This is a genomic window from Polynucleobacter sp. Fuers-14 (assembly GCF_018882045.1).
Lineage (GTDB): Bacteria > Pseudomonadota > Gammaproteobacteria > Burkholderiales > Burkholderiaceae > Polynucleobacter.
Genome location: NZ_JACVPG010000015.1, coordinates 1 through 24,147, shown reverse-complemented (window position 1 = coordinate 24,147; position 24,147 = coordinate 1). Strand labels below are relative to the sequence as shown.

General features: G+C 46.6%; 2 protein-coding genes. Both read left to right on the top strand.

The genetic code is table 11. The annotated features are described in order from the left end of the window. Positions 1–52: 52 nt before the first annotated feature. Entirely contained in the window at positions 53–1,819 is a 1,767-nt protein-coding gene (locus ICN40_RS09255; protein WP_216243591.1) for a ShlB/FhaC/HecB family hemolysin secretion/activation protein, read from the top strand. A 1,067-nt stretch (positions 1,820–2,886) separates the two neighbouring features. Next, on the top strand, positions 2,887–24,147 hold a 21,261-nt coding region (locus tag ICN40_RS11750; RefSeq protein WP_255561298.1), incomplete at its 3' end, for an autotransporter-associated beta strand repeat-containing protein.

The following is a 24,147-nucleotide window of genomic DNA, read 5'->3' as shown; positions in this document are numbered from 1 at the left end:
TTAAAATCTCAGAACTTTTTGATATTTAATGCTGATATTCAGTACCCAAACTATGCACTCAAACCGTACTAAGACCTTCAAGCTATCCGCAATTGCTTTTCTGACGCTGCAGCTTGGCCTCGCATCTCTTGTAAATGCTCAAGTTGATGCGGGCGCATTACAGCGAGGTCTCGAGCAACAATTGCCATTACCTTCGCCGTTGGCATTGCCAGAGCCCGGTAAAGCGGCGCCAAGCGAGCCAAGCGCCAGCAAAGAAGGTGAATTGCGTTTTACGGTTAATTCATTTGTGCTGGAAGGAGTCAATATTCTTCCTGAAGCAGAAGTGCAGTTGGCAATTCGTTCTTGGGTAGGTGTGCCGGTGAGCTTTGATGATTTACAAAGAGCTTGCGATGCCATTCAGACCTTATACCGTAAGAAGGGTTATACGGTTCAAGCAATTTTGCCTCCCCAAAAAATTAAGGACGGGGTAGTTAAGATCCTGATTACTGAGGCAAAGCTTGGAAAAGTTGAAGTGGAGAATCCGCAGGGACCAACACGCTTTAGTAAAGAGCAAGCAGCGGCCTATATTACTTATGCCAACCCTTTGGGCAATCCGCTCAATATGGATGCGGTAGAGCGCGCCATCATCATCCTCAATGAAACTCCAGGGGTGATGGTTTCAAGTCAATTAGAGCCGGGCGAAAAAGATGGTGATACCAATCTGCGTTTGCAGCTGACTCAGCCCGATTTGGTTCAGGGAAGGGTAGAGGCCAATAACTACGGCAGTAGAACTACTGGCGCAAATCAAGGTGTATTTTCGATGAACCTGAATGGCGCATTGGGAATTGGCGACTCGGCATCAGTCAATGGAATTTTCTCCCAGGGGTCTCAATATGTGCAGGGCGCTATCTCGCTGCCTGGCTCCAGAGATGGCTTAAGACTGGGTTTGGCAGGAACCTATTTGCAATATAAAAACGTCAGCAACTATTCGTCCACGGGCGGCGCTGGTGATGCATGGACTACTGGCGTCAGCGCAGCTTACCCGCTCATCCGTTCGCAAGGCGCCAACCTCAATACCAGCTTGAACTACGACATCAAGAGCTACAACAACCGCAATACGATTACTAATACAACCATCAGCGCGTACAACATTAATAATCTATCAGCAGGTTTATCCGGAAATTTTGTGGATGGCTTTGGATATGGGGCTGTTAGCAGTGGTTCAGTAACGGCAATTTTGGGTAACCTCAGCATCTTGGGAACCAGCATGTCGAACTACAGCATGTATGCTGTACCAGATACCACTCCAACGGTTTACCAGCCTATTACCCCCAGCAATTTCAGCAAGCTGACATTTTCTGGTAACCGCAACCAGCAATTGGTTGAAGACGGTACAACAACCCTGTATACCGCCTTATCTGGCCAATTTGCCTCTACCAACCTCAATTCTGCCGAGCAATTTTATTTAGGCGGCCCCTATGGCGTGCGCGCATACCCAGTGGCGCAATCGGGCGGCGCTCAAGGCGGAATCTTCACAATGGAGTTGCGTCATGAGCTGATGCCTAAAGTAAACATATCGGCCTTCTTTGATGGTGGCGTGGTGCAGCAATACAAATTTACCTACCCAGGCTGGCAAGGCCTTACTAACGCCAACAATACCTATTCACTGATGGGTGCAGGTTTTGGAGCAAAGTGGGATTACGAGGGTTGGAATCTAGGAGCCATGGTTGCCTGGATGGTGGGTAAAAACCCCCTATATAGTCAATATGGCCAACCTGTGAATACCGATGGCAGCACAACCCAACCAAGAGGCTGGATTACCGGCAGTTATAGCTTCTAATACAGCCAAAATACCCAATAAAAAATCACTTAGGGCGATAAACCTAAGTGATAGAGAACAGGACTCAAAAATTCCCGCAAATGAGGGTGGTTTTTGAGTCTTTTTTCTTGAAATTTTCGTACCAAATGTAGCCTAAAAAAACGGTATGTTTTTGCATCAAAATAACAAGCCAATTTCTTATTAGTAAAAGCAAAAAATTGCCATGCTTGACCTTCAATTTGATGCACCTTACTAATAACGACTTCTTGAATGAACTTGGGACATCCGCTGGATTTCTAATGCAAGTTTCAAGGTAAATCACTCCAGTCAAAAACAACAAGAACCCAAGGAAGAAGTCTTACATTTTTAAAAATAGGCGGTGTAAGTCAAAATTCTGAGAATCTTTTTTCGATTCAGAGTGCAAAAAAAGATCTGGCTAATCACTGGATTGGTTTATCAAAATCGGGTGGGTGGTCAAAGATGAAAACTCTCAAGACAGCTCAAGCCGATTCTTTCTAGGCGGAAATCTTTTCACAATTTGGGAAAAGTTAGATGGGTATTTTGGGGCAGATAAAACCCACTTAGTGAACTCAAAAAATACTTAAAAATAGCCAATAAAAATGACACAAAAATGGCACTTTTTAAATACACATTGAGTGAGAATCAACATTCTTTTTTCTCGCTCAAATAGAGCCAGCTCCATTCCATTTTTCTACTGAAATAAACCCGCTTTATTTCTTCAATTGGACAAAAATACGAGCGTATTTTTTTAAAAATAATGCCCCCATATGGCTCTGATAGCGGAATTGCGTCTTTAGCCCATAAAAGGGCGATTTCCTCTCAAAAGCGATATCTAGAGAATGGCTCTAAAACTGGGTCTTGATTTGACTGGGCTTCCAGGGCTTGACAACTTCAATATTTGCTCTCAAAAAATTCTTTATTTAAAATAACGGCTGCGGTGTTTTTCTATATGTAAAAAGGGTTTAACGCAGATTCGTATAGATGAAAAACACACACCATTTGTAAAAAATATTTTGGTACTACTGAAAAAAATTCTCTCGCAAGGTAGCATTCATTTGCACACACAAATGTGCAAGGGAATTGCCTTGCTTGCGCGCACGCAAGCGGTTAAGAAATCACTCCAAAATACCGTCAAATCACCGACCCGAAAGATTGCAAAATTCTTCTCATCCCTTGAGATGTTTTCTTCGGTCGTTGCGGTTCAAAATATCACCCAAAATACGATTTGTATTTTTGATGCTTTAATACTCTTGGTCCAATCTTTCCAAGATCGTGTTTTGAAGAAGAAATTTGCTCGAGTGACCCTGTCTTCCAATTTCAAATTACAAAGCATCTCCAAAATCAAACCTAAAGCCATTTTGAGTTTTTTCGTTTTAATTGCATTCCAATGTGAATATGTGGTGGCCCAGCCACTCAATGCATTGCCAACCAACGGAAAGGTAGTGGCAGGTTCTGCATCGATTTCACAGACAACCAATACCATGACCATCAATCAAAGCACGCAACGTGCAGTGATTAATTGGGATAGCTTTAACATTGGTAAAAATGCCTCTGTAAACATCAATACTCCAGGTGCAAATTCAGCGACTTTGAATCGAGTTACTGGCACTAGCGCTTCTCAGATCGATGGAGCCCTCAAATCCAATGGCCAAATCGTCCTGGTGAACCAAAATGGCGTAGTTTTTGGTAGGGGTGCTCAGGTAGATGCTGCAGCCGTTACGGCCAGCACCATGAACATCGCTGATAAAGACTTTATGGACGGTAAATCCACCTATAACGGCAATGGAACCGGCAAAATCATCAATAAAGGCTCGATTCAGGCCAATGAGCCTGATGGCTTTATCGCTTTGCTGGCTCCAGAGGTCCAAAACCAGGGTTATGTCCTAGCCAGGGCGGGTGGCAGCATTGCCATGGCTGCTGGCGACCAAGTGACCCTTAATTTCCAGGGCAATCACAGTTTGGTTGGCGTTACGGTAGATAAGGCGACCCTGAAAGCCCTCATCGTCAATAAGCGGGTAGTTGAGACTAATGGGGGCCTGATTGTCCTCGCCGCGGGTGCGGCTAACCAGCTGATGAGTTCAGTGGTAAAAAACACCGGCAAGATATCTGCCTCCTCCATGGTCAACAACGGTGGTGTCATTGAGCTGGTTGCCAATAATGTCACCCAGGCAGGCACAGTTGAGGCCAATAGCTCTGCAGCTAATGGCAAAGGCGGTCAAGTCAATCTTGTCGCAAACGATATCAAGATCACTAAGAAATCCTCTACGACAGCAACTGGCACAGCTGGTGGCGGACAGGTGAATGTCGGTTTAGCGCAAACCCAAGCTTCTGGTGGTACGCAAGTCAATGCGCAAACGCCTAGTGCAAATACAGCACAACAAAATCAAGCAGTCGTTGCAAGTAATGCAGCACAAGCAGCGAACACAAAACAAATGGCAAACACTGTGACCGTGAAGCAGGGCGCTGTGATCGATGTGTCTGCAACTCAAAACGGTAATGCAGGATCTATCGCGATTTGGTCGCAAGTTAAAACGACTGTTGCTGGAACGCTCAAAGCAATTGGTGGTGCAATAAACGGCAATGGTGGATTTATAGAAACTAGTTCAAAGGGTATCGTCAACCTTGCGCCAAAATTGGTTGTTGATACCAGCGCTGCAAAAGGTAAATCTGGTTTGTGGTTCCTAGATCCAATTGATTTGATCATTGACGCATCTGCTGCAAATGTCATTTCACTTGCTCTTGCAAATAACAACGTCAGCATTGCTGTGAATGGCAATGTCTGCCCAAGCCTTGGTGGCTGTACGCAAGCGGGTAGTGGCAATCTTACGATTGCTAGTGGCGCAAATATTCTGAAGCAAGGTCTTACACAAACAACATTGACATTAACGTCATCTGGTATTTTTAATTTGAACGCTGACATTAGCGGACAAAATTTGAACGTGATCATTAACAGTTCAATTGCATATCTGAACGTTGGCACAACAATCACGGCAACACAAGTTACAGTGCAAGCGCAAACCATTTATGCAAATGGCACCATCAATGCAAGTAATGGCACAACACTAGGAGCTGCCATTCAACTGCTTGCTCAAGCGATTTATGTGTCTGGCGGTTTGAATACATCTACAAGTTCAAACTCCAATACAAGCAACACCACGAATACATCAGTAACGTATAACGGCAATGTCATTCGCAAAGAAGATTTGCCAACGTTCTTGACAGCGCAAAATAATCCAAACGGTAATATTGCAAGCGGACTGGATGTGGTCTACACCTCTTCAGCAGCAAACGATTCAAGTGCAAGCGCTCAAACCAATACAAATCAAACAAATATCATTCACCTTAATGCGGTAAATGATCTAACAATCTATAGCTCCGCCCAAATTTTGGCCAACGGAACAAATGGTGGCCAAATTACCTTATCGGCGCAGCAATTGAATGCCCAAAGTGGGTCTTTGATCCAAGCAAACGGTAATAACGGCCCCGGCGGTGTGATTGCTATTAACGGTACAGATATTCGTCTAGCAGGAGCAGTTGCAGCCAATGGCAGCAACGGAGGCTCTTTTGCCGTCACTGCAAACACAATAACAATTGATAACGCAGCAGTGGTGCAAACCAATAGCCAGGCAGGGCCTGGTGGCACGATTACGCTCACATCTAATCAAGATATTCAAATTAACCAAGCGCAAATTAGTGCAAACGGTTACTCGGATGGTGGTTCCATCACGATCGTCAGCAATGCTGGCAACCTCAATACCCAAAATACCTTAATTCAGACGAACGGCTCTAATGGTCGTGGCGGGAGCATTGGTATTGCAGCCTTTGATCAAACCAATCTTGTCAATACAACTGTAGAAGCGAGAGGTTTAAATCAAGGTGGAATAATCCTTATCGGCAATGATGCAAAGAATGGCACATTGCCGTTTTCTATTTATACGAGCATTGATTCACAAAGCGTGATCAATGCTGAAGCAAGCAATATCAACCCCGCAACTGTTGGCGGTTATATTGAAACATCTGGCCACACTGTTTCAATGCTCGCTAGCATCAATGCTGGTAGGGGCGGTATCTGGTTAATTGATCCGGTCGATCTAACCATTGATTCCACATTCGCAAGCGCAATCGTTAGTGGTCTAGCAAGTAGCAACGTAGTTGTATCGACAACTGCAAATACATGTAGTGGTGTTACTTGCCCAGCTGGATCGGGATCCAGTGGAAATATTTTCATCAATAGCAGTATCGCTACTAACACTAATAATAATCTCTACATTGAATCTTCAGGCGCAATCGTCTTGAGTTCTGGTGTCAATATTTGGCTAAATACCTCTAACAACTCTTCATATACAGCATCAACTGGTACCGGCTCCTTATTTATGGGTGGAGTTTCAGTAGGATCAATTACCAGTTCCAATTGGAATACTTCATGCACTGGGTGTTATGCAAATGCAGTGCAGGGTGGTGCAGGCGGTTCAAATTATTCAGGCATTAATTTAGGTACTAGTGGAGCTGGTAGTGCTGCAGTGAATATTCAAGTTGGCGGTGATGTTGTGATGGCCGGTCAAAATGCGACAACTTCAAATGGTTATGCTGGCATCACCCTTTACTCTGGTTCAAAAGTTTATGGCCGCAATGTTTCTTTCTACGGCATTAGCTCCGCAGGTAGTGGTATGCAGCTCGGTTGGGGTAGCACTGCCGCTATCGATGTTCGGGCCACCGGAACTCTCTTGATGGCAGGCTCATCAAGCTATGTTGATAGTGGTGCAACTGGCACTAGTGGACTGGGTGTTTTCGTAAACGGCTCCATTCTCAGAGCCCCAACTATTCAAATAATTGGATTGAATACCAACGCATCATGCGTTCAAAATATTGCCTGTGCAGGTATCGGTTTGGGCTGGTACACAACTAATGGTCAAACCACTAATATCTATACCAGCAATTTAAAACTGGTTTCAGATGCAGTTGTTCTAGGTTTAAGTCCGGTTCAAGTTGCATTCTGTGATTCCGGTTGCGGCGGGGGTATAGGTACATCGCTTGGCATTGACTTTTCTAGTTATAGCGCCTCCAGCGCTATAACCTTTTATTACCCTGGTTCAGGTTCCTCTACAACATCTGTAGCCGCGGGAAATAACTATGGCAATTATTTAGTTTTGCCAACCGCACCAAATTTCAGTTCCTATAGATATAGCGTGGGAGGAGCTATTACTGTCGGCGCTAATTTATCTGTAAATGGACCGATCAGCATCACCGCATCAACCCTTTATTTGGGGGCTAATCTTACTACGACAAATGGTAGCACTGGCAACATCTTGATTCAGGATACCGTCTCAACTGATGCAGGATTAACGGGTTCAGGCGCAATTACCTTAGCTGGCGGTGCAGGCTTAACTATTAACCAGCTTGGTAACTCCACTTATGGTGGGGCCATCTCCGGAGCTTTATCTACATTTACCAAATCAGGGGGAGGCACATTAACTCTCACCGGTGCCAACACCTTCACTGGTGGTACGACTGTCTTAGCTGGCACTCTAGTGGGATCCTCAGCGGCAGCTAATGCGTTTGGTACTGGCACAGTGACTTTAGGTAATACCTCAGGCAGTGCTAATGCCAGTGTACTGATTGGTACTACTGGTCTTACCTATAGTAATGCGATTGTTTTGGCAACCGGCACTACTGGTACCTTAACTTTAGGCAATACTGGTTCAGCGACCTCAACAACCTTTAGTGGTGGTGTCACTGGCTCTAATAATCTCACCATCAATGAAAACGCAACTTCTGGCACGATTACTTTTGCTACAGGATCCATTAACAATACGGGGACAGTTACTAATATCGGAGCTGGTACAGGCGCTACCACGATTAGCGCAGTCATTGGGACCAACGTCACCGGTGTAACTGAGAACAGTTCTACCAGTAACTTAATTCTTTCTGGTCCTAATACCTACACTGGTGGTACGACAATCAGTGCGGGCACCCTCAAAGTAGGTAACGCGACTGCGCTTGGAGCATCTAGTGGTGCTGTGTCATTGACGAGTGGTGCCGTACTTGATCTCAATGGCACCACCATGACCAACACCAATGCCCTCACTTTAAATGGTGCGGGAGTTAGTAATGCTGGCGCAATCATTAACAGCTCGGCTACTCCAGCAACTTATGCTGGGGCAGTTACCCTTGGATCAAACACTACTATTGGTGGAACTGGCGCTATTACTTTTGGATCTACTGTCGATAGCTCATCAACGGTTGCTTATTCCTTGGCGAGCGCCACTGGTGCTAGTAATGCATTAACCTTTAATGGAATAGTTGGTGGCAATCAACCGCTTTCCTCACTTTCTACTAGCACAGGGGTAACCACTCTCGGTGGCAACGTCACAACAACAGGCGCTGCTGGCCAAGTCTATAACGGCAACGTTGTTTTGATAAACCCGAACATCGCTTTATCAAGCTCAGGATATCCCATCAGTTTTGCGGGCAATATCTCTACTCAAATTATTTTGCAGCTTTTAGGTAGTGGTTCTTACATATTCAATGGAACGACCTCAACCTTAACAAGCGGAGTGAGCCAGACTTTAGTCGGAGGTAATGGCTCATTGCTATGGACGGCATCAAGCTCAACATACACCTACACTCCTGCAACTTCCTCTACAGCACAAATACTCGTAGTGGGTGGCGGCGGTGGTGGTGGTCTTGATGGCGGTGGTGGTGGTGGTGCAGGCGGATTTGTTCAAACAGCATCAAATGCATTTAGCTTAAGCGGTAGTACTGCATATTCTGTAGTAGTTGGTGCCGGAGGCTCTGGAGCCACCGGTTATGGAGCAGCAGGCGGAAACTGGGCTGGCATAGCCGCTAATAACACCGGTGCCTCTGGCGGTAATTCTTGTTTTGGTACTAGTTGCTCAGGTAGCGCTAGCGCAACGACTCTTGTTGCTTTGGGCGGCGGCGGCGGCGGTACGAAAGGGTATGGCGGTGCGTCTGGCGGTAGCGGCGGCGGTACATATAGCGGTGCATCTGGAGGATCTGCGGTATCAACGGTTTCAGGCATTACCGCAACTAGTGGTGAGTTGGGCAATAGCGGCGGCATATTAATTGGTTATACAGGTGGTGGCGGTGGTGGTTCCGCGACAGCTGGCGCATCAAGCGGCGGAAATGGAACGCAGTCTTCTATCACTGGTAGCGCTTTGTACTATGCCGCAGGCGGAGGCGGCGGTAACTGGAGTACAACTGCCGCATCAGGCGGAAGCGGTATAGGAGGCAATGGCGGCTCTATTAACACTCCGAACAATAATGCCACCATTGGAGGCAATGGCGTTGCTAATACCGGTTCCGGAGGTGGCGGTGGTGGCAATACAGTAGGCAATGGCTCAACTGGTGTGAATGGTAGTGGCGCGACGGTACAAGCGGGTTCTGGCGGTAACGGCGGATCCGGTATTGTGGTTGTCAATAGCAGCTCTTCATTAACTATAAATGCAGGGGCTGGTCAAATTACCTTTGCTGCAGGCAAGACGATATCGAATGTATCTCTTGCGCTCAATTCTTCATACTCAACAAGTAATGGCAATACGATTGCTAGTTCAATAGGGGCTACTAATAATAGCCTCACCCTCACTGGCGGCGGTTTATTTACTCTTTCCGGAACGAATAGCTATAGCGGTGGCACGACGCTTTCTGCTGGAACCCTCAAACTAGCTAGCGCTACCGCTTTGGGTGCGGCATCAGGAGCAGTGTCTATTGCTAGTGGCGCAATCTTAGATCTCAATGGTCAAACCTTGACCAATGCTAATCCGCTCACCATTAATGGAACTGGCAGTGGAAATGGCGCATTGATTAATAGCAGCAGCACAGGCGCTACTTATATTGGTTTGCTGAGCTTAGGCAGCTCTAGCCAAATTAGTGGCGGGAATGGAACCATTACATTAAACAATGTCGGAATCATTACCGGTTCAGGCTTTAGCTTAACTTTAGGTGGTGCGCAAGGCGGCTCTATCTCCGGCATCATTGCTACTGCTGCCGGCTCTGTAACTAAGCAGGATGCTGGCACCTGGACCCTGTCTGGGGCTAATTCCTACACCGGCGGAACAACAGTAAACGCTGGAACTTTACGCATCGCCAGTGGCGGTACTGCTGGTGCTTCAACAGGCGCCGTGACGATTACTAGCGCTACATTAGATTTGCAAACTGCCTTAACTATTGGCTCGCTTTCAATGTCGGGTACATCACCTGCAATTACCACCAGCTCTGGAACTTCCTCTTTAGCGGTCAGCGGTACTGCAACGCTGGCTAATGCAATTACAACTAGTGGTATTCAGACATATGGTGGTGCGGTTACCTTGGGTGCGGGAACTACCTTAACCACGACCAACAGCAACGTTATTTTTGGTTCATCGATTGACGGTACGAGCTCTGGTGCGCAATCATTGACCATTGCTAACGGTAGCGGCGCTATTGCTTTAGGTGGAAATGTTGGAGTTGCCGTGTCCTTGTCAGCGATCAACTTCAGTAGCGGCACTGCCACTACCATCTTAGGCGGCTCTGTCAATACATCTGGAAGTCAAACCTATTCTGGCGCTATGTATGTGGCAGCAAGCTCACCTACTTTGACTAGTACAAGTGGTCCCATCACAATTACCGGTGCGATTTCTACAGCAGCTGTAGTGCAGTTTACGGGTACATCAACAGGTGCTTACACTCTAAATGGAAACTCTAGCACTGCATCAACAACTGCAGCGATTGCTGGTGCATTCAATATTACTTATGCAGGCGGCTCATTTACTGTTGCACCACTGGTTACTCAGTCAGGAACGCAATATCTGGTTGTCGGTGGCGGTGGCGGTGGTGGAAATGCAAACTGCAACTGCTACAACGGCGGTGGTGGTGGCGGTGGTGGCGCTGTGTTGACTGGCTCAGCATCTTTAAGCTTGGGAACTAACTATGTCGTTTCAATTGGTGCAGGTGGAGCTGGTGGTGCTAATGGAGTGAGTTCGGGTAGCGGTTCTTCAGGGCTTACTACTGCTGTTAGCAATATCTCTGGTGGTTTAAGTGCTGCAGGAGGTGGAGCGGGCAGTGGAGTTGCATCCCCACCAGCTTCAGCCTTTACTGCAGTTGGTGGTCAGTGGTTTGGATATCCCGGCACAGCGGGTAATGTCAATGCAGGTGCTGGTGGTTATGGTGGCTCCAATGGTTGCGGTTCACTTTGCGCTTACGAAAACGGTGGAGCGGGCTACACAAGTAATATTACTGGCTCAAATTATGTTTACTCGAGCGGTGGCGGCGGTGGTTCTGGGTATACCGTTGGCGTTGGCAGCATTGCTGGAACTGGGGGCTCAGGCGCTGGTAATGGTAGTAATTCTGGAAACGGCGGAGCTGCTACTAATTATGGTGCTGGCGGCGGCGGCGCTTATTACACAGGTACTGGCGGTGCCGGTGCTGCTGGTACTGTTGTTCTCGCATTACCCGCTAATGCACTTTCGATTAATGCGGGCAGTGGAGCGGTATCGATTGGCTCCTCTAGCAAATTAACAAGCTTGACGATCACTTCCTCTTCTAGTTCTTCAGCACAGAGTAGTGGTGGCGTTATTTCTGGTGCGACTAATTTAATTTACAGCGGCTCTGGTACTCTGACACTCGCAGGCACCAACACATATACCGGAACTACTACTATAAATGGCGGTACGTTACGCATTTCTGCAGATGCCAATTTAGGTACTGCACCAGTCAGCGCCGCAACTAACCTCACTATTAATAATGGCTCCACCTTGTTGATTACAGGGCAAAGTGGGGCAGTTGTCTTAGCCGCCACTCGCAATATCGTATTGGGTTCTGGCGGTGAATATATTCAGAACAACAATACCAGCTATGCCGTGACAATCAACGGCGCTATTTCAGGTTCAAGCGGGCTAACCATTGGATCCGTTGCAAATGCAGGAACAGTAATTCTGGGAAATGCCAGCAACTCTTATGTTGGCGACACTACTGTGACAGCGGGCACCCTCTCAATCTCTGCGGATGGTAATTTAGGTAACGCCTCTGGAAACATTATCCTTGGCGGTGGTAATTTAACGCTTACCGGATCGACTGCGTTTAGCAGTTCTAGAACCTTAACAGTCAATTCTGCTGCGACACTAACTAATAACAATAGCGGTAGCGCAACATTCTCTGGCTCGTTAAATGGTAGCGCAAATTTAACGGTTACCAATGGATCAAACACAGTCAATGGGTACTTCTCAACTTCTGCTGGAGCATTTGTAAGTAATACAACAGTTGCCGCTTTATTAACGTCAGGAATGACTGGTTATCTTGGTGGGGCGAATGCAAGCGGTAGTGCGAATATGTATATCGTAAGTTATACCGGTAGTGGATCTACGGCCGCTGCTGTTGTGGAGTTTCAGTACTACGATGGCTCCTTTACTAAATACGTGACTGCGCAACTAGCTCAGTCAGGTAGCAATGTAACTATTCAGATGCAGACTGCCGGTTACATTAATACATCTGCTAATTCATACTTGGGCCAAAACCTTACTAGCTCTACTGCGAATTATGCAACGCTAGGCCTTGCCACTAGCGCTTCCGGAACGGGCTATGGATTAGCTTCAGTGAGTTATTTCAACTCAACCACATTTAGTGGCAGCGGTATTGGTAATTACAATGGCAACCTGACGGTTAACGCAGGAACGGTTCGTGCGGGTAGTACAACAGCATTTGGCACCGGAAAAATTTATGTTACCGGCAGTACAAATTACGGTACTTTTGATTTAGCAGGCCTAACTATTTCAAATGCCCTATATCTCAACGCAGGGAATGGGCAACTTAACGCTAGTAACACTACCTATATTGGTACTATGGCTTTGACAGATTCAGTGGGCAGCGGTGTGGCAAGCGGGGCGGTAACGTTGCAGAGCAATGTAATGTTCGGCGGTCCTCTGAATTTCACGGTTAGCGGTGCCATTGGCGGCGCATTTAATATTCAAAAGACTAGCGGTAATACTGTGCAGTTATCAAATGCTGCTAATACCTATTCCATAGGCACTCTGGTTCTTGCTGGTATTTTGCAAGCAGGCTCAGGAAAGGCCTTCGGTTCTGGCTCAATCACAGTTTCTCCATACGCTACGCTTGACCTAAATGGTCAAACATTTACCAACACCAATACCTTGACTATCAATGGCGCTGGATTTGGCGCTTCATCAACCACTGGCGCATTGATTAATAGTAATTCGACTCCCGCAACCTACATTGGGGCGGTAACCTTAGGATCTAATGCATCTATCGGCGGACCAGGAGCAATCACTCTGAGCGGTGCTATCACGGGCAGTACATATACCTTGACTTTGTATGGAGCAAACCTTACTGCAACTACAAACACCAACTCGGTAGCTACTTTGGTCCTTACTGGTGGTCAAGCAAATTTCTTGGATAACACTTCACTTACAGTCAATGCTAGCTCGCTTGGTGGGAATACAACCATTGCTACAAACTCTAATGCCCAGACAATTACCTTTGCTGGAAATATGTCTAGCGCTGCGGGCAATTCATTAACGATCAACGCCTTGGGCGGCTTAATCGTCAATAGCAATATCTCTGTGATTGTGGACGGCAATTTGAATGTTTATGCCAATACGAATACTTCAAACTACAGTGCTAATTTAAACCCGGGCTCCACATTACAGTCTACTGGTGGTGCTATCAATATGAATATGATCAGCGCCAGTCATGGGGTAACTCTCAACGACTTGTCTGTAAAAATTCTGGCTAGTGGAAATATTAATATCAATAGCGTGACTACGGGTGCTTCTGGAGGCATCGCTTTTTGGGTATATAACAATAGCGGTAGTGGCGGTTCCGTTACTTCAACAAACGGAAATATCACTATTCAAGGTATCTCAACTCAAACTTATACCACTTGGTACGATATCTATCTGCGTACACCCATCATTGCTACCAATGGTTCAACTACTATCTCGGCAGCAGGATATTACGGTGGGATTTACTTTGATTTCAATGGCTCTGTAAGCGCAAAAAATAATATTGACATCATTGGTTACGGCGGATCTACCAGTGGAAATGGTGTTGAATTTTCCATTGCTGGAACTGCAATAACGTCTAACTCCGGTGGATTATTAAGATCAACTAATGGCAGCATTACCGTGTCTGGCTACAGCGCCAGTAATGTAGGAATTCAATCAGATACTTCAAGTCTTAATATTGTTGCATTAGCTGGAAACATTGTGTTCCAAGGCTCTTCATTATCTACGAACACAAATAACCTCTACAACACAGCCAATGCTGCCATTGGCACTGCGGTTACAAACCTCACAAGCGCTATCTCTGGCGGACCTACAAACTACTCTCCATCTGGCTTCTCATCTGCGGTGGCTGGCTCGGCAGCTACTGGTTACTGGTGGGGCATTGTTTGGTACGGGAATTTATATGCTGTTGGCAACCCATACACCGTAAGTGCAACAACTGCAGGCACTCAAGGTGGCGGCATTACGATGAATGGACAAGAAATTTATGCTTATTCAGCCGGTGCTAGTAACTCAAATGCATCTGGGGTGGCGATATTCGGAAATCCAAAGTTCTATGCTTATGGCAATATCTCGATCACTGGATCGGCTGACTATAACGGCGTTTCTAATAATGGCGCCGGCTATGGAATCATATTCTGGTCTGGAAATCCCGGCGTTTATATTCGTTCTTACAGCGGCTCTTTGACCTTAAATGGTTATGCTAACGGCTATCAATCGAATGGCTTTGGTGGATGTGGCTCGGGCTGCTATTACGCAGGTGCTGGAATTGCCATTTATGATGCTACAAGCACTTTTAGGGCTGCTGGCGATGTCATCATGAATGGTATCAATGCTCAAGGCATTGGTGTCTATCAAGGCATGGTTACCACCACGGCACCTAATGCGACTTCTGGTGTCATATCTGATTCTGGGAACGTCTCCATCAACGGGCTCGGAAATAATTCAATTTGGGCCGGCACTTATATTCGAATGCCTACCTTTGCTAACGGAACATTGGCTGGATCAGGCAATATCACTGTTACCGGTGCAGGAGCCTATGGTGTTTTTCTTGATTCCTATTCTGCAATGAGTGCTGCCGCTAACATTAGCTTGATTGGTTATGGTACGAACACTAACTATGCGGCTGTATATGTAGCCCCAAATGCTTCCTCCAATACGATTGCTACCACTAATGGCAACATTGTAATTTCCGGAACCGCTTCTGCGACAAGCGGATCTGCTTACGGTGTATGGAGTAATGCATCTACGAGTCTGAGCAGTTCTAATGGCAATATTATTTTCCAAGGTGCTAACTTGGGAGCGGCAACCTCCATCGCTAATGCGATAGCGAATTCCATTTATGCTGCCGCCAATCCAAGTGCTGGAGCATCTGGATATGCTGGAGGAACTTACTGGACGTACGGTATTTCAGCTTCAAACGGTTACGTTAGCACTTCGGGTAATACCAACATCACAGGCTTGATCACCGCTTCTGGCCTGCTTGCAACCGGTGCCGGTTCATATACATTCAGCAATACTAGTAATGCTGTTACCAACCTAGCTTCATCTAGCAATATTGGCGCTATTACTTATACCGGCGGTTCGCTCAATATTGGTACCGTTAACTCAGTGGTTGGTCTATCCTCCACGGATGCAATTTCTTTGACCGCAACTGGCACTGGCGTTACTTTGAATCAGTCTATTACTGAGACCGGCGCGTCAAAAGCAATTGGCATTACTGGTGGTCTGTCTGGCGCTGGTGGCATTATCACAACCACAGGCGATGTCATCACTCTGTCTAATACGTCCTCCGTTACGCCAACTTACTCAGGTTCCATTACAGGTGGAGGCTCATTAATCTATAGCGGTAGTGGAACAGGTAATCCTACTCAAGTCCTTTCTGGCCCAAGCAGCTTTACTGGAGGTACTACTATCTCTGCAAGCATCCTTAAGGTTGCTGCCAATACTACGGTTGCGTCAAATGCAATCACTGCTGGTCCACTTGGTACGGGCACCGTAACGGTTAACGGCGGAAAGTTGGATTTAAATGGACAAACCATTGCAAATAATCTGAGTTTGTATGGTTGCTGCACGGGGCAGGGTGTAATTGTTAATTCAAACTCAACTGCAGCAACGGAGAGCGGCAATATTGTCTTGATGTCTGATGCTGCTATCGGTGGTACATACAACTTTACTCTGAGCGGAACAATATCTGGCAATAAAGTGCTTACCAAGGTTGGAAATAACACCATCACTCTTTCTGGCCCCAATACCTATGGAGCTGTAGGTGTTGCCGATACCATCGTGTCGGCAGGAACCTTGGCCGCCGGCGGAAATTCAACCCCTTCAAGTAGCGGAACACTTACATCTGGTCCATTTGGTTTAGGTTCTATTACGATTGGCTCTGCGAATACGTCCAATGCAACTGTAGATCTGAATGGCTATTCAATACTCAATCCATTCACTCTCAATGGGGTAGGTGTAGGTAGTAATGGTGCATTAATAAACTCCAATACCGGTTCAACAGCTAATGCAAATGGAGCAATAACGATTGCTAGTGCTGCTTATGCTGGTGGCCTAGGTAGCATTACATTTGGCAGTAGTTTTACTGATAGTAGCAATTATGGAATAGCGTTTATTAATATTCCAACCGTTACTGCGGCAAGTATTGCCAATAATTTAACTGTGGCTTCCTCTGGTACGGGCGTATTGAATTTGACCTCTGCAGGTGTCTTGACTGTAGGCGGCGTGAATTCAATTAATGGTATTTCTAGTTCGGGTAATGTAACCCTGAAGTCAACCTATACCGGTGGAAGTTCAATACAGATTAATCAGAATGTCACGCTAAGCGGATCTGGTAGTCAGTTCTTGGCTCAGGCTGCGGGGACTCTGGGGATTAATACAAGTACTTCTGGTGCTGTAACTATTACTACGCAAAACGGTACTGTTGCTCTTGCTTCAGATTCTGCAGGCACTGGCGGCGGCGGAGTATTTGGTTGGGGAACAACCAACATTAATACCAATGGTGGAAATTTATTCCTTGGCGGAGGTACGCTTACTAAAGATTCAAACGGTATTGTCACTGCTACTGGCTATGCTCAGGGAAGAACATCCGGCCAATCTGAGGGGGTTCGGTTTGTTGCAGAAAGCTTTAATACTGCGGGCGGCAATATTTCGATCCTAGGTAAATCTGGAACCTCAAGTCAGGGCGGTGCTGCTGGCGCTTGGGGCTTTGGAGTTGATCAAAATGCCTATATCAATAGCGGTACTGGCACTATTTATATTTCAGGTATCGGGCAGTCGACCAATGCTGGCGATTACACATCTGGCATTCTATTTGACTTTAACGCAGCATCCTATAGTCAAACTATAACCTCTGCCAACACCACTGCAAATGCAATTCAGATCATTGGCAGTGCTGCTACCGCAGCAAATGCAAGCTGGAACTCCGGAATCATGTTTAACAATGCTAGCAATACAGTAATTGCAGCAACGGGCGTGGGCGGCGGTATCACTATTCAAGGCACAAGAAATATAGCTGGCAATGTAGCTGATATCTATTTCAATGGCACCAATTACATCCTAGCGAATTCTGGTTCCATCAATATTCTAGGCACTACAGCCAGTGGTCGTTTGTATATTGCGGCTCAGAGCGCAGGTGTTCTCAATATTGGCGCTTCATCAGCAACTGCTGTAACAACCGCATTGGGTTCAAGCGCGTTAAATGTTTCTAGCTCAAGCAGTAATGTCAAGGTTCAATTCGATACTTGGAATTGGTGGACTAACGGTAACGGTAACAATGCTGGTACTGCATTCGATTTTTATAATTCTGGAACAGTCACCATACTGCCGGTTACCGCTGCTTCAGCAAGTAGCATTGCTACAAGTTGGTGGAATTTTGCAACCGGTAATAATTTAACTGGCTTGACGATTGGGGCTGCGTCTGTGAGCGGCACCACCATGCCTTCGGCAACCTATATCCAGGTTAATTCACCAATTTCGATTAATGGGCCAACAGTCCTTACTGATGGGTATGTCTACACCAGCACAAATGTGTCTACTCCTGGAGCATTAACACTGAATGCTGTGGCTGGAGATGTAACGTTTAATAACGGTGTGACTGTTACTGGCGCAGGCAATGGTCTGATGGCAAAAGCCACTGGCAATATTCTTACGGTAACAGGGCTAACATTCCAAACAAATAAAGGCCCAATTACTTTCTGGGCTAATTCTTCCAATGGAACTGCCGGCGATATTGAGATTAATTCTAGCAATACATTTAATACAAACAACGGTTCTACTGCGAATAACGCAAGCGGTGGAGGTGCTATTACATTAGCTGGTGGTGCTGATAATGGCAGTGGAGCGCCTGCTGGCTATGCTATTGGTATCGCCGCTTTGCCAACGGGTGGTATTGCCGGTGGATTCAACATCGGCGTCATCGCTTTGAGTGGACTTTCTATGAACTCTGGTGGTGGCAACATCATTATTCAGGGTCAAGGCGCTAACGCCACTTCCGCATTAAGTAATGAAGATGGTATTGCTATCTTTGGTGGAACGATCAATTCCGGGCAGGGAACTATTTATATCAGCGGTAAAACAGCCGCTACTGTTGCTGGAAATGGTTACGCATATGGTATCCATTTAAATGCTGCTGGTGATGGAACGACTACCAACATCATTTCAAGTAATACAAGTGCTAATGCCATCACATTGATTGGAGACTCGAGCGGGTCGTCAACGATCAACTCCAGTGGCATCATGATTTATTACAGCGGTAGTGCCACTACAGGGGCTATTGGTACTGTGATCGCCGCAACTAATGGCGGGGGCGTTACCCTGACTGGCAAAGGTACCACCTCAACAACTGGTAATACGGGCGGCTATGGAAATGGCATCGACATCAATAATGCTCAAATTCTGTCAACTAGCGGTGCAATTAACTTAAGTGGTTATGGTAATGCAAGTACTTATGGAATCTCCATGGGTGGTCGTACACTAACAAATAATGTGGTAACTATAGGTCAAGCCGCTGTTACAGTTGGCGGCGTATCTATGGCGGCGAGCTCAAGCAATATTAGTCTCAATGCGGATGCCATTGTGGTGAATGCCGGCGCATCTACAAATTGGGCTGGCAGTGTCGCTAGCTCCGGTACCCTAACCATTCAATCCAATAGCAACAGTTTCTCGTCAGCATTGACCTGGCCAGTAGCTGGCCTAACATTAAGCTCTAACTTGTCTGGTTTGACTATTGGCAAATCGACCAATAACCAGAATGTGACAGTCGGTTCTGCTACCAGTATTGCTGGCGCTATTAATATTTATGGTGCTGCAGTTGCGATTAATGCCGCATTAACCTCAACCGGTACAAATGCAAACGGAAATATTACGATTGCAGGATCTTCAGGTTCGCAGAGTGGTGTTATTACTACCGGTGCAGGTGGTGTATTTCAATTTAATGGCGCTACTGCAACCTCTACATTTGCGTTAAATCAATCGAATAGCCTAGGTGGCTTGGTTGTTAATAACGGTATTGTGTCAATTACAGCGGATACCTCTTTAAGTGTGGCGCCTGGTTCAGTAAATGCTGCCTGGGTTACGCTTAAAAATGGCGGGACACTCTTATTAAACGCCACTACAGTGACATTGAACGCGAATCGCGGCATCACTTTAGGTTTAGGCGGCGGTGGATTGGCTGCAAATAGCGGTGACACCTTAACTTACAACGGAATCATTGCTGATGGTAGTAATGGCTACGCACTAACAATTAATGGGAACTCGCAGACTGGTACCGTTGTTCTTGGCGGATCCAACACTTACGGTGGTAACACCACAGTAAGCTCCGGAACATTGGCCATCTCTAATGCTAATGCTTTGGGTGCCGCAGTAAGCGCCGCATTTGCTGATGGCAATTATTCTGCAAATAACTACATTATTGGACAGGCTCCAATTGGAAGCGCTACCGATCTCAGTCTTGCTCAGATTCGAGTGGGCGCGGTAATCACCGGTCAAGGTATTAGTGGGTCAACCACCATTACGAATATTCAAAAATCCACCGTAAATGGCTGGAATAACTATACCTTTACATTGGCCGATACATCTGCACAGGGTGCATTTGGTACAAACTACACAGCAAGTCAAGCCTCAACAGCAACAGTAGCTTCAGGAGCCACTCTATCAATTTCAGGTGGAATCACTGTTGCCAATCCGATTGCTTTGAATGGCGCATCATTATTATTTACCTCTGGGAACAACGCACTTAGCGGATCTGTCACTCTAGGTGGCGCTACAACCATCAATGCTGGCACCGGAACTCAAACCATTTCAGGCGCTCTGACGGGTGGATATGGTTTAACGGTTAACTCAAGCTCTGGAAATACGGGCAAGTTAATTTTGTCTGGCGCCAATACTTACGGCACTAGCGCTACAACTACAACAGTTTCCTATGGATCATTGCAATATGGCAATGCAACTGCGACTGGCATGACGAGCTCAACAGGTGCGATCTCCGTTGCTTCTGGCGCCAGCCTGATTTTTAACTTATCTGCTGCTACAAACGTAAGCAACACGATCTCTGGTGCAGGTACTTTAATTCAGGCAGGCGCTGGCACTACAACCATCTCTGGCCCAAATACTTCATTCACTGGCCCAGTCAATATCAATAGCGGAACTCTGGCTATTGGCGGTGCAAATGCTCTGAATGGAGCAAGCGGCGGATTGGTTTCTATTGCCAATGGTGCAACATTAGATCTGGCATACGCCGGAACACTGAATTTCAGTTCAATTTCAATGGCTTCTGGATCTGCTATTACTAATTCAACATCTAATAGCGGCTTGTCTGTTGCTGGGATATCTACATTAGCTGGCCCAATAACTACAAACGGTATACAGACTTATACAGGCGCTGTGACATTGGCGGGTCCCACAAGCATCACCACTACAAATTCAAATGTCACAATAAGCTCAGCGGTTAATGGATCACAGACTCTTTCTATTAGTGATGGTTCAGGCAATACAATTTTCAATGCTGATATTGGCTTGGTCACCCCGCTGACTTCAGTTGCCGTAACTACATCAGGAGCTATTAGTATTGGCGGATATGTCCAAACCTCTGGCACCCAAACATACGGCAGCAATGTTGTATTAACTGGTGCTAACGTTAACCTGACAACCCTAGGCGCATCTTCAACCGGAGCAAATATCACCATTTCCGGAAATATTGATGGCACTACAGCAAACACTAACAATCTTTACTTAGCCAGTGGTGTTGGTTCTGTATCTATTACCGGTGCAGTTGGTCAGACTACGGCTCTAAATTACCTTGGTCTTGGTGGAACAGGTTCTTATGTAGCTTCATTTAGCAATACATACTCCTACACGGGTGCCTCACAAACCTATGTTGTACCAGTAGGAATTAGCACGATTACTTACTCCGTTAATGGCGCAAGTGGTGCTTCCAGTACCGGTAATGGTGGCTTGGGTGGATTAATTTCTGGAACCATGAGTGTCACAGCCGGTCAAAATCTCTATCTATTTGTGGGTGGTGCTGGTAGTGGAACGGTTGGCGGTTGGAATGGTGGTGCTAATGGTATTGCTTCAAGTGGCGGTGGAGGTGGTGGTGCTACATCGATTCAAACCATCAACACGCTCATGTCTACTGCGGGTAACGCTGTTAGCTCAGGCGTATTAGTTGTTGCCGGTGGCGGCGGCGGTTGGGGTAGCAATCAGGGTAATAGCGCTGAATATGGTGGCGTTGGAGGCGGTAATGGTTCTGGTGGGAGTGCTTCCTGCAGTTCTTGTGGGCCTGGTGTTGGTGCCTCCCAGTCTGCAGGTGGTGCGGGCGGAACTGGTTGGGGTGGCTACCCTGGAGTTGCTGGTACTTTCGGAAGGGGTGGTGCTGGAGGCACGGGCGTAACCAATTCTGGCGGCGGCGGTGGTGGCTACTATGGCGGCGGCGGCGGAGATGCAGGCGGCGGCGGTGGCGGCTCTGGTTATGTCAACGCAACTTATGCCACTGTTACTACAAGCACAGCTGGTGGTGCCACACGTGGTAATGGTTCTATTGTATTGAGTGGTGGTGGGGATGCATTTACTGCAGTTGCTCAAACAGGTTCAATCACCATTGGCGGCGCTATAAAAGTGGCTGGTTTACACACGGCTAACACTACATTCAACCTATCCGTTGGTGCTAATGCCACCGGTAACTCTACTGTTGGCGTAACGGATGGTATTAAAGCTAAAGGCACAGTTACCTTGGGTGCTAGTGGCAATGCAAGAACGCTGACAGTTTCTTCGGGCGCTTTGCAAATCGCATACTCTAGCGCTGTTACCTTGGACATGAGTGTCACCACCAGCTCTTCAATAGCTGCTGCAGGCAGCATCACGATTGGCTCTAGTACTAATGCAGCTCCAGTAACAATCGATAATGCGACAACGCTTACTACTAGCGCAAGTAATGGTCCAGTCTATTTCTACGGCACTATTAACGGCGCTAATAATCTGACGATTTCATCTGGTACGGGTGCTATTACTTTGGGTGGTAACGTAGGCCTAACAACTCCTGTTGCTGCAATTAACCTTTCTGGTGGCGCTATCTCGGTTGCTCAATTAAAAGCAAGCAATGGTATTGCGATTACCTCAACAGGCTCCGCTAATTCAATAGCAGCATCTGGCACCATTAATAACACTGGCTCAACCGGTACCGGAATTACCATCAGCGCAGTTGGTAACGTTTCATTGGCTGCAGTAACCAACTCTGGTGATTCTGGAATTCGCATCACTGGCGGTCAAGGCATTGCAGCGGGCACCACAACAGGCGGAACAATTACGGCTCTCGGCACGGTTACAAATACTGGCGGGGTAGTCTCTATCTCCATGGCGCAGCCCGAGAGCTCAACTGGCGGCTCAATTGCTACAGCGTTAGGTATCACTTCATCAAATGCTTCAACCGGAAGCAACATATCCTATAACCAGTCCGGCGGAACATTTACTACTCCTTCTGGATATACCAGCGGCAACTATATTAATTACCGCATTGTTGCTGGTAATACTGTAGTTGCTACATTGGGATCGAATTACTCTACAGTTTATGGAACCGCCTATAACTCAACAGCTGCAAGTAATTGGCTAGCAAACAATGTCACGCTGGTATCTGGCGGCGGCGGAAGTTTTGGTGTGACGCTTGATCTTAATACCATCTTGTCTTCCTTGAGATGGAGTAGCGCAATCGGCACAAGCTCTACAAATGCCAATATTGTTCAATCAGCCACTGTAATTAACAATGGTAGCATTACTTCAACACTTGGCAATACGGTCACCATTTCTGGTTCGCCAACCTATACCATTACACCTGCTGCGCTCACCATTACAGATGCAGTCAGCACAACGACCTATAACAAAACAACTACCTATGGCACATTGGTAACTAATGCCGGCTATGTTGTTAGCGGGCTAGTAACCTCTATAGGTGGTGTAGCAACAAATGATGCTGTAAGTTCTGCAGCCCAAACAATTTTGAGCGGCGGCGTATTGGGTCAGGGAAGCGCGTTAAATTCATCTACGGCTGCTACAGCAGGATCATTCAACACCACACCTAGTGCAGCCTCTGGAACAAATCTTACGAATTACGCAATTACTTATGTAGGAGCAGTTTCAACAATAGCTAAGGCATCATTAACTTACAGCGTAAGCAATACAAGCACTACCTACGGCACGTTAGGTAGCCTTGGCGCTGCCACGCTTACAGGCATTATTAGTGGCGATACTGTTGCTGGTACAGTGACTGCTTATAACGGCGCAAGTGTTGTGACCTTAGCAACAAATACAGCGGCCGGTACCTACTCAATGGCAGTTTCTGCTCTGACAGGTGCTTCTGCAGGAAATTACCAAATAGCAAGCTCTGGCAATACACCTGGAACTTTGACTATTAATCAAAAGGCATTGACATATAGCGTTACAAATACAAGTGCAAACTATGGAGTTTTAGCTTCATTAGGTAGCCCAACCTTAACAGGAATTATTAGTGGCGATACGGTTACAGGTGCTGTTAGCGCTCTTAGTGGGGGCACACCTGTAACTCTATCCGCAGCAACCACAGCTGGTACATACACAATGTCGGTAACCAGTCTCGCGGGCACTTCAGCAGCAAACTATCAAATTTCCAGCACAGGTAATACCAGCGGTACCCTCACAATTAATAAAGTAGCCCTAACCGTGACCGCTGCCAACGCTACTAAGACCTATGATGGTCAGGCATACACCGGCGGCAATGGCGTGACTTACAGCGGCTTTGTCAATAGCGAAACTGCTAGCGCCTTAGGCGGCGCCGTAGCT